Here is a 10,348-nt window from a genome sequence, read left to right as displayed (position 1 = left end):
GGCTTGTAAATGGTGTGTCGTTAAATCAACGCCCACGACCGTTGAACCTTCGGGGACATTTTGTGCACCAGCCAAACTAGCCGCCGTTTCCGCCAAAACAGCATTTATTCCTCCGTGTACAATTCCATGAGGCTGTTTTATCTCATCAGAGACTTTAAGTGATATAATGGATTCGTTAGATGAGAGAGAAACTACTTTGATCCCTAAAGTATTTACTAGATCTGACATAAAATATTACCAACTTTCGAAAGGATTGAATTTAATGACATCTGTAAATTGGGAAAAAATCAAGGATTACGAGGAAATAATTTTTGAAAGGGCTGACAAAATTGCAAAAATTACAATGAATCGTCCAGAAAAACGTAATGCCTTCACCCCAACTACTGTTGAAGAAATGATCGATGCCTTTACTATCTGTCGTGATGATAGCACAATTGGCGTCATAATTCTAACCGGAGCCGGCGACCTAGCCTTTTCTTCTGGCGGTGACCAAGGTGTACGTGGTAACGGCGGTTATGTCGGCAAAGATAAAGTTGCTCGTTTGAATGTTTTAGACTTGCAGCATTTGATCCGTATTATCCCTAAGCCAGTAATTGCAATGGTCAAAGGCTGGTCTGTTGGTGGTGGTAACATTTTACAACTCGTTTGTGATTTGACCATTGCTGCTGATAATGCAAAATTTGGCCAAACTGGTCCTAAGGTCGGCAGTTTTGACGCCGGTTACGGTTCGGGTTACTTAGCACGCGTGATCGGGCATAAGCGTGCGAAAGAAGTTTGGTTCTTGAACCACTTCTATTCTGCAAAAGAAGCTTACGAAATGAACTGGATCAATAAGGTTGTACCTTTGGATGACGTTGAATCTGTCACACTTGACTGGTGCTATGAGATACTCGAAAAGTCACCAACTGCATTGCGTTTCATCAAAGCTGCAATGAATGCTGACACTGATGGCTTGGCTGGGATCCAACAGCTAGGTGGCGACGCTACGATGTTGTTTTACCAAACAGATGAAGGTAAAGAAGGCCGTGACTCCTTCAACGAAAAACGTAAGCCTGACTTTGACAAGTATCCTAAGTTTCCATAAAAGGGTATAAAGATGGACAATTGGATTAAAAAACAAGCCACTCTAGCAGGGTCTAGAACGGCGATCACAGATGGAAAACAATCACTAACGTTTGCACAACTTGCCAAAAGATCTGATCAGTTGGCAAATAAACTAAATGATTTATCTGCTTTAAATAATCAACGAGTCGCAATTTTAACTAATAATTCAGTGGCTGGCTATTTAATCGCAATGGCCGTCTTAAATTCTGGTCACACGATCATCTGGTTAAATCGTCGTTTATCTGCAACTGAATTAAATTATCAGTTAGCTGACAGCCAGGTCGATGTGTGCCTGTATGAAGACCGACTCAATGTCAGTGAATTAAAATGTCGAACTATCTCATTTAGTGAGGTCAATTTTGCATCTGAAAAAGCTTTACCCAAACACCTTGAGTTTGATTTGGAAACTGCCGCAAGTGTGATGTATACTTCTGGGACAACTGGTCGACCTAAAGGTGTGATCCAAACTTTTGGCAATCACTTTAATTCGGCGATGGCCTCTGCTTTGAATTTAGGGGTAACATCAGCTGATGAATGGATCTGTACAGTCCCGATCTTTCATATCAGCGGTTTTTCTATCATGATGCGTGGATTGATCTACGGTATGACCGTGCGTTTAGTTAGCAACTTTGATGAAGAAGAGATACATCAGATTTTAGTCAAAGAACCGATCACGATGATTTCAGTCGTGCCTTACATGCTAAAAAAGTTGTTAGCTATCAAGCAAAAAACCGGCGATACTTATAATGAAAAGTTTCGTGGAATGCTACTGGGTGGTGGCCCGATCGACCAGGAAACTTTGCAGCAATGTGAAAAAATGCAGTTACCTGTAGTCCAGTCATATGGGATGACAGAAACTTGTTCACAGATCGTGGCACTGTCATTTTCAGATGCTCAAAGACATATTGGGTCTTCCGGTAAGCCACTCTTTTTGACACAACTACGTTTAGATGAAAAAACAAGCGAGATCCAACTAAAAACGCCTGCTTTATCTCCCGGTTATTTAGGTCAACCAGAAAAATACGCAACTAAGATCACGGTCGATGGTTGGTTTAAAACTGGTGATGTGGGCCGTTTGGACGCTGAAGGCTTTCTTTATGTCGATGGCCGCAGCGATGATATGATCATTTCTGGAGGGGAAAATATTTTTCCCGATGAAGTTCAAGCAGCTTATGCACAATGCCCATTTGTATCAGATATTGCCGTAGTCGGTGTAGCTGATGATAAATGGCAGCAAAAACCAGTTGCTTTTGTAATTCCAAATGAGCAAACGTTGTTAGCGAAAGATTTGAGTGATTATGGTCGTCAACGTTTAGCACATTACAAGGTTCCTAAAAACTTCTATTTGATCAATGAATTCCCACATAACGCTAGTGGTAAACTACAACGTTTTAAACTAAGGGAAATGTTAGATAAAAATGAAGTAAATGAACTACAATAAATTAAGCGTGAAGTCACACAAGTACATTTCTTTGCAAGTTTTATTGACAGTTGTAAAATAAACTTGAGGTGCAATTGATTTGTTAGGTCGCACGCTATCCTTGATCGGGCGGGACAAGTCAAAACTTGTTCCGCCCTTCTTATTTACATCAGGAAACACAATTCCCAGTTTTTTCGCTTAAAACCATGGTTCAATACAAAGTCTTTTAGCACTCAAATTTTGATCTTTTTTATCTTGTTATTAAAGGAGATGTTTTTATGTCCGAAAAAATGAACGCTGTTGGCTTTTACCAACATTTGACGATTGATGATCCAAAAAGCTTAGTAGATGTTACTCTAGCTCGTCCCACTCCTAGCGGACATGATATTCTGGTTCAAGTTTCTGCTATTTCTGTGAATCCTGTCGACATCGCTACACGAAAAAATGGTGAAGATGTGACTAAAAAACCACGCATTTTAGGTTTTGACGCTGTTGGTACTGTAGTTAAGATCGGTCCAGATGTCTCATTATTTAACATTGGTGACCGTGTTTATTATGCCGGTTCATTCAACCGACCTGGCAGCTATAGTGACTTTGAATTAGTTGATGAACGAATCGTCGCTTTAGCCCCTGACAAACTTGACGATGCACACGCAGCTGCCATGCCGCTAACCTCTTTAACAGCTTGGGAAGCCCTGTTTGAACAACTTGGGATCGATCCAAAAGACCACGATCTAAACCATGAAAAAACTATTTTGGTCATCAATGGTGCGGGCGGAGTCGGATCGATTGCAACTCAACTTGCCCATTATGCTGGGCTACATGTGATCGCCAGTGCTTCACGACCTGAAACTAAAGAATGGGCCTTACAACACGGCGCAAACGAAGTTGTTGATCATCACCGAGACCTGATAAATGAAGTCCACAATTTAGGTTATCAAAACGTTGACTATATCTTGGAGCTCAATAATTTGGATAATCACTGGGATGAAATGGTTGAATTGATCGCGCCAAATGGTAAAATTTCTTCTATTACCAGTAATCAAAAACCGTTGAACTTAACCGCACTTAAACGTAAACGAGTTACATTTGCTTGGGAATGGATGTTTACCAAGGCTTTTTACCAAACGGATGACTTAAGTAGCCAACATGAGATCTTGCAACGTATTGCTGCTTTACTTGATAGTGGTATTTTACGCAGCACCCTTAACCAAAAAATTTCTGGTATCAATGCTACTAACCTTAAAAAAGCTCACACAATGATTGAAGAAGGACACACGATAGGCAAAATCGTGTTAACGAAATAAATAACATTTACAAATAAAAACAAGAGCGCAACAATTTGACTATGCGATCCTAAAAAGGGCCGTCGATTTATCCCATTTGGGTTAAATTGACGGCCCTTAAACGTGTTCCAAAAGATTGAAGCCTTAATGTAATAACACAATCATCGTTACAAATCGGCTTCAAAGCATCTTTTGTCATACTCTCATTTTATTATCCAAATTTAGCCGCAATTTTTGCAGTTCGATATGCCAGCAAAGTCGTAGTCAGCGCCCCTATGCCACCGGGCACTGGTGTTAATGCTTTTACTTTGTTAGCCACTTCAGGCGCCACATCACCTACAAGCTTACCTTCTTGATCATAATTTGTGCCAACATCGATCACCACTGCGTCGTCATTGACCATTTCAGCTGTCAACAAAGCTGGTTTACCGACTGCCATAATGACAATGTCTGACACACGAGTGAACTGCCCCACATTTGGTGTTTGACTGTCACAAACCGTCAACGTCGCATCTTGTGTTAACAACAAATTGGCTAAAGGCCGCCCCACTGTCAAACTATCACCAACTAAAGTAACATGCTTGCCACTTAAGGTAATATTATAAAAATCAAGTAGTTCCATCACAGCCGCAGCTGTTAGAGGGACTAAGTCACCTTCTCGCGGCGACAATGACCGTCCTAAATTTATCCGTGTAACACCATCGACATCTTTATTAGGCTCCAATAGATCTTGCACATCAGTTAACGCTAAACTATTCGGCAGTGGTTCTAGCAACAAAACTGCATTGATCTTATCATCAGCATTTAATTTCTCAATTTGGTGTTTAAACTCATTCATAGTGATCTGATTATCAAAAATCACTGGTTTGACATTGATCCCCACTTGTTTTAATAATTTACTGGCACTTCTTTGATAACCTTTAGCGGCAAGATCAGTACCAACTCTGACTAAAGAAATAACTGGGGGAACTGAAAGTGAATCCACTATTTCTACAGTTTTTTGCAATAATTCGGCCGCTACAGGCTTACCTTTGAGTAATTGGCTCACGCTTTTTCACCTCTAGCCGCCTTTTGCATTGCTGGATATAAGCTAGCGCTGATTTTTAGGCCTTCTTCCAAAACATCATCCGTTGTTTTATTTAGGCTAGCAGCTTGATCTTTATCTTTCATCATACGAGTATTCTCGTAAACATTTAAGACCGAAGCCTTTAAAGCAGCTTCAGCTAGTGCTGTTCCGCTACCAATATCACTTAATAATGATTTAGAAGAATATTTTTTCATTTCCTCTAATTGATGTAAGATCTTAGTTGCTGTCTGAGCAATTTTTAAAGGCGGCTGAGCTGCAACTATCAACCCATGAAGCATTTCAGCTGCCCGCTTAGTCTTTTGCTCTTCGGTTTCCTTTGGCATCTTCAAAGCCACAGTAAATGTTTCAAATGCATTTTCATCTTCTTGAATCAAAGAAAGCATCTTTGTCCGGCTAACTGTCATTTCAGCAATTAACTCAGTCAAACGTGATTCGTCCAGCTTTTCCTGACGAATGTGTCCGACCATTTCACCTAATGCACTACTTAACGCACCTACTAAGGCTGCTGTAGAACCCCCACCCGGTGTTGGTGCTGCTGAAGCCAAGTCAGCAGTAAATTCTTCGATTGTTTGTGACATTATTTTCGCTCCTCTATATTAAACTTAGCCAAACTAAGCTAAAGTTAAATTTTCCCGTGCCGTTATTATTCCAGTGTTGTGAGACAAGCGTCGTCGCTTACTTCTTATTCGTCTCACCTCACCTCTTTTATATTATCGCTAACTTTGACTAAATTTTCAAAGTCAATGCGTTGATCGCCACTATGATCGTACTTAACGACATCAAAACCGCTCCGGACATGGGGCTTAATACAAAACCAATGGGTGCCAATACTCCGGCTGCTAGGGGTAGTGCGATAATGTTGTATCCGGCTCCCCACCATAAATTTTGTGTCATTTTGCGGGTCGTTTGACGTGCTAATTCAAGAAACTTAATAATATCATGCGGATCGCTTTTCACCAGAACTAAGTCAGCCGACTCAATAGCAACATCGGTACCACTACCGATCGCAACCCCAATATCCGCCCGCGCCAAACTTGGTGCATCATTAACTCCATCGCCGATCATCATTACTTTTCCTTGTTTTTGATACTGCTGTACGACCTTTTCTTTATCCGCTGGCAATAATTCTGCTTGGAAATCAGTTAGTTCAAGCTGGTCAGCCACCACTTTAGCTGCTGGTTGATTATCACCTGTTAACATTACTGGTATGATCCCCTGATCTTTTAAGGTATCTAGTAATTGTTTAGCTGCTGGTTTGATCTGATCACCTTGCGCGACAAATCCGAGCACGCACTTTTTTTCAACTAAGAAACTTAATGAATTACCTGAATCAACTAATTGTTTAAAACGCTTTTGATCTACTTCAAGCTTATTTTGTGTGACGTAATTCGGTGACACGATCAAATATTCATTTCCAGAAATTCTGCCTTTCAAACCCACTCCTTTGATCTGTTGGCTTCTGACATTTTGATAAGCAATCTTTTCTTCATCTGCTTTTTTAGTGATACCGACAGCCAAAGGATGAGATGAACCGGCTTCTAGTGTAGCCATTGTCTTTAACACAGCAAGGTCTTTCTTATCTGAAACTAAACTACCATAATCAGTTACTTTAAAATCACCTTCTGTTAAAGTTCCCGTTTTATCCATCAAGGCATATTTCAAATCCGTCACTTGTTCCATTGCATTTCTATCCCGCAACAAGAGTCCTTGTTTAGCTCCTAATGAAGTACTTCGCGCAACAACTAGTGGGATCGCCAAGCCTAATGCGTGCGGACATGCAATGATCAAAACAGTCACTGCTCGCGGTAAGGCTGTTGTTAAACCACTTGTCACCCACCATATCAGCAAACTCACGACTGCGATCGTTAAAGCAATATAAAAAAGCCATGAAGCAACACGGTCAGCCAAATTTTCTCGACCTGATTTTTCATTTTGAGCCGATTCGACCATCTTGGAAACCTGAGCTAAAAAACCGTTTTCCCCAGTACCAGTAACTTTAAGTTGAATCGTCCCGTCACCATTAACTGAACCACCAAAAACTTTGCTATCCGTCTTTTTTTGCACTAGTTGGGATTCGCCAGTGACCATAGATTCGTTAACTGCAGATCCACCGTCCGTCACCGTTCCATCTGCTGGGATTTTTTCACCACCCCGGACTAACAAACTGTCACCTTCCGTTACATCTTGCAGATCAACATCTTTCACATTACCTTGTTTATCTAACAAATGTGCTTGATTCGGTAATAACTCTGCTAATTCATTTAAAGCTGAGCCAGCATTCATGACCGCATTCATTTCGATCCAATGGCCAAGTAACATAATATCAACTAATGTCGCTAATTCCCAGAAAAAATCCATCACATGAGGGCTTACATTAAAGACATTATTAGCCATCACTGAATAAATACTGTAAACATATGCCACTGTGATCCCCATTGTGATCAAAGTCATCATCGCTGGTTGTTTATTCTGTAATTCCCCTTTTGCACCCGAAAAGAAGGGCTTTCCTCCATAAAAGAAGATCGCCGTCCCTAAAACGGCTACTAACCAGTCACTACCCTTAAAATCAATTAATGGCTGGTTCATACCCATCATCGATGACATCAATAACACCGGGATAGTCAAAACTAACGATACCCAAAATTTCTGTTTTAAATTACCCATATGCATCATATGACCACCATGCATCATCATGTCATCATGCTCCATATCCATTTGCATACTAACAACTCCCTTCCGTTGGTACTTTCATCAATTTAAGACTACATTTTGCAAATTATAAACTCAAGTAATCAACTTGTGATATTAATGAGAGTGCAACAAAAGATGCTTTGAAGTTGTTACAATAAGGCTTCAATTTTTTAAGACACGTTTAAGGGCCATCGATTTAACCCATCTAATGGGATAGATCGACGGCCCTTGTAGAATCGCATAGCTAGTTATGTCGCAGGTCCTTCATTCCAAAATAAAATTTATTTTTAATGTACGATCGTATCCCCACCCTTAGGGGACTTGATCATAAATGTGATCAAGAATGAAACTGCCAAGAACACAGCTACGATCATATATGGATAATTTGGATGAAGGTCTAATAAAGCCCCAGCAACTAATGGTCCGACCACATTTCCAACACTAGTCAATGACATATTTAGGCCGTTGATAAATCCTTGGTTGCGCGGACTAATTTTCGTGAGCATAGTTGTGATCGCTGGACGGATCAGATCAAATGCTTCAAAAACCAACAAAGTTGCTAAAATGACACCTACTTTGGTATGAGCATTTAAAATCCAGATCGTACCGATAAGTGACAGTAAGAAACAATATTTGATCAAACTCTTTTCGGTCAATTTAGAAACTAACCAATCAAACATGGCGACCTGTAAGAACAAGGACAAAACACCGTTAAGCGTTAAAACTAAAGCAATATTATTCAAACTAAAGTGATAAACTTGGTTGACAAATAAGCTATAGATACTTTCGAATCCTTGAAGACCAAAAGATGAAACAAATATCAAAACAAATAAAACGATCCCCGATTTGCCCAATACTTTCAACATACTATCATCTTGTTTTAAAGCACCCTGTGCATCAACATCGACCTCGTCTTCGATCGATCTTTGTTCTTCCAACTTTTTAGGTAGCATGAAATACATAGCTATCATACTAATGATCCCCAAAGTACCTGAGAACCAAAATGGCAACTTATAGTCAATATTGGCTAACAAACCACCCAGACCAGGCCCTAAAATCAAACCACCAGAAAAGGCCGCTGATAACCAGCCAATGGCACGTGCACGGTACTTTTTAGTTGTTATATCGGCCGCTAAGGCCATTTCAGTTGGCACGATCATAGCAGCAGAAATACCACCAATGACACGCGAAACGTCAAACAATATCAATTGATTAGTAATCGCAAATAAATATTCGGAAACAGTAAATAAAAACAACCCTAAAATTAGGATCGGTTTACGTCCGATTTTATCTGAGATCCTGCCAATGATCGGGGAAGCTACAAATTGTGCAAAAGCAAACAACGCATTCATAACTCCCATACTAAATCCGGACAAATGTAATTCATTTCGCAAAAAAGGCATAACAGGAATAACGATTGAAATTCCTAAACAAACTAAAAATTCACTAAAAATTAAAATAAAAATAGCCTTTTTAACTGTTTTTGACAACTGATCTCCCCCTTAACATAATGATCAATAAATTTCTTCGTCTTGCTATGTTGCTCTTGTACACCCGTAAATTCTCACTGGATATAGGCAACATACGAACATTAAACACGATTTTTTGTTTTTTGTGAGTCTAAACCATATCAGTATAACAAAAAAAGATAAACAAAGTCCATAAAAAATTCGTTGATCGCACGACCATGTTCTTGGCTTAAGATCAACTTTCAAAAAAATCTCTGCAAATATTTTGCTTGAAGTTACCGTACCGTTATATGATAGTAGCTATAATATAAAAATAAGGTGGGCGAGATATATGAAAATTGGATTTGTCGGAACAGGCGTTATGGGTGCTGCCATCGCACAAAATTTGCTAGATGCAGGACACGAACTAACCGTCTTTAACCGTACCAAGTCGAAAACAGCAGCATTAGTAACGGCGGGTGCTTCTTGGGCGGATACTCCCAAAAAAGTTGTTGAACAAAGCGAAGTAGTTTTCACCATGGTCGGTTTCCCAAATGATGTAAAACAGGTCTACTTTGAAGACGACGGTATTTTTGCCGGCAGCAATGAACAAACGATCCTGATCGACATGACTACCAGCAAACCATCCTTGGCCCAAAAAATCGCTGAATATGGCGCCAGCAGAGGTATTAAAGTGTTGGATGCTCCTGTTTCAGGTGGAGATATTGGAGCTAAAAACGCGACATTAACAGTGATGGTCGGTGGACAAGAAACAGCCTACCAGCAAGTCAAGCCACTATTTGAAAAAATTAGTAAAAAAGTTACTCTCTTTGGCCCTGCCGGAGCTGGACAACATGCCAAAATGGCTAATCAGATCATGATCGCTGGTACAATGACTGGATTAACTGAAACTTTACTTTATACTAAAGCGGCAGGACTTGATCCACACAAAGTTCTTGACGCATTAAGTGCCGGGGGGGCACAAAACTGGAGCCTGTCAAACTATGGCCCGCGGATCTTAGACGATGATTACACACCTGGTTTCTTTGCTCGGCATTTCTTAAAAGACCTGCGGATCGCCTTACAAGAGGCAGATAAGATGGGACTTGATCTATCCGCAACGGCTAATGCTAAACGTTTGTATGAAGTCATGGTTGATGTTTATGACCTCGGTGACCAGGGAACACAAGGCCTGATCAACACTTATTCTAAAGTAGACAAGGAGAACAAGTAGTGAACTTAAAAGCTTCAAGTACTTCACATAAAATCTTGTTATTTGTCATCGCGTTGATTTTTATTCTTGACGGCGGTT

At 40.2% G+C, this 10,348-nt stretch carries 9 protein-coding genes; 4 read left to right on the top strand and 5 right to left on the bottom strand.

The features are described 5' to 3' along the window. On the bottom strand, window positions 1-228 hold a 228-nt coding region (locus LACPOB_RS13030), incomplete at its 3' end, for a PaaI family thioesterase (RefSeq protein WP_040532808.1). A gap of 34 nt (window positions 229-262) precedes the next feature. Between LACPOB_RS13030 and menB the strand changes: the two genes are divergently transcribed. The 3 genes from menB (at window position 263) to LACPOB_RS0105735 (ending at window position 3,831) form a co-directional block, all read left to right on the top strand. Beyond that, complete coding sequence (gene menB / locus LACPOB_RS0105745; protein WP_017867878.1) at window positions 263-1,084, top strand: 1,4-dihydroxy-2-naphthoyl-CoA synthase; 822 nt, start codon at window positions 263-265, stop codon at window positions 1,082-1,084. Window positions 1,085-1,096: 12 nt separating this feature from the next. Next, window positions 1,097-2,545 (top strand): o-succinylbenzoate--CoA ligase, encoded by a 1,449-nt coding sequence (locus LACPOB_RS0105740; protein WP_017867877.1) that lies wholly within the window; start codon window positions 1,097-1,099, stop codon window positions 2,543-2,545. 257 nt (window positions 2,546-2,802) lie between these two features. Then, on the top strand, window positions 2,803-3,831 hold the full coding sequence (locus tag LACPOB_RS0105735; protein ID WP_017867876.1) for a zinc-binding alcohol dehydrogenase family protein: 1,029 nt from the start codon (window positions 2,803-2,805) through the stop codon (window positions 3,829-3,831). 190 nt (window positions 3,832-4,021) lie between these two features. On the opposite strand, the gene LACPOB_RS0105730 is transcribed toward LACPOB_RS0105735, so the two are convergent. From LACPOB_RS0105730 to LACPOB_RS0105715, 4 genes are all read right to left on the bottom strand, one after another. Then, window positions 4,022-4,858, bottom strand: a complete 837-nt coding sequence (locus LACPOB_RS0105730; protein WP_017867875.1) for a bifunctional 5,10-methylenetetrahydrofolate dehydrogenase/5,10-methenyltetrahydrofolate cyclohydrolase — start codon at window positions 4,856-4,858, stop codon at window positions 4,022-4,024. Beyond that, entirely contained in the window at window positions 4,855-5,475 is a 621-nt protein-coding gene (locus LACPOB_RS0105725; RefSeq protein WP_017867874.1) for a cyclodeaminase/cyclohydrolase family protein, read from the bottom strand. Before LACPOB_RS0105725 ends, LACPOB_RS0105730 begins: the two co-directional genes overlap by 4 nt. 148 nt (window positions 5,476-5,623) lie before the next feature. Continuing rightward, window positions 5,624-7,618, bottom strand: a complete 1,995-nt coding sequence (locus LACPOB_RS0105720; protein ID WP_017867873.1) for a heavy metal translocating P-type ATPase — start codon at window positions 7,616-7,618, stop codon at window positions 5,624-5,626. A 257-nt stretch (window positions 7,619-7,875) separates the two neighbouring features. Next, entirely contained in the window at window positions 7,876-9,078 is a 1,203-nt protein-coding gene (locus tag LACPOB_RS0105715; protein WP_017867872.1) for an MFS transporter, read from the bottom strand. A 310-nt stretch (window positions 9,079-9,388) separates the two neighbouring features. Here LACPOB_RS0105715 and LACPOB_RS0105710 point away from each other — a divergent pair, with 310 nt between their 5' ends. Beyond that, a complete protein-coding gene (locus tag LACPOB_RS0105710) occupies window positions 9,389-10,270 on the top strand; it encodes an NAD(P)-dependent oxidoreductase (RefSeq protein ID WP_017867871.1) in 882 nt (293 codons plus the stop codon). The last annotated feature ends 78 nt before the right edge of the window (window positions 10,271-10,348 follow it).

It is taken from the genome of Ligilactobacillus pobuzihii E100301 = KCTC 13174, from assembly GCF_000349725.1.
In the GTDB taxonomy this organism is placed as follows: domain Bacteria; phylum Bacillota; class Bacilli; order Lactobacillales; family Lactobacillaceae; genus Ligilactobacillus; species Ligilactobacillus pobuzihii.
This window is presented reverse-complemented; position numbering and strand designations above follow the sequence as displayed.

What these genes read in the sequence shown, in the direction of transcription:
- LACPOB_RS0105710 (WP_017867871.1), top strand. Translation starts at nt 9,389, where the DNA reads ATGAAAATTGGATTTGTCGGAACAGGCGTTATGGGTGCTGCCATCGCA.
- LACPOB_RS0105720 (WP_017867873.1), bottom strand. Translation starts at nt 7,618, where the DNA reads ATGCAAATGGATATGGAGCATGATGACATGATGATGCATGGTGGTCAT.
- menB (WP_017867878.1), top strand. Translation starts at nt 263, where the DNA reads ATGACATCTGTAAATTGGGAAAAAATCAAGGATTACGAGGAAATAATT.
- LACPOB_RS0105725 (WP_017867874.1), bottom strand. Translation starts at nt 5,475, where the DNA reads ATGTCACAAACAATCGAAGAATTTACTGCTGACTTGGCTTCAGCAGCA.
- LACPOB_RS0105735 (WP_017867876.1), top strand. Translation starts at nt 2,803, where the DNA reads ATGTCCGAAAAAATGAACGCTGTTGGCTTTTACCAACATTTGACGATT.
- LACPOB_RS0105740 (WP_017867877.1), top strand. Translation starts at nt 1,097, where the DNA reads ATGGACAATTGGATTAAAAAACAAGCCACTCTAGCAGGGTCTAGAACG.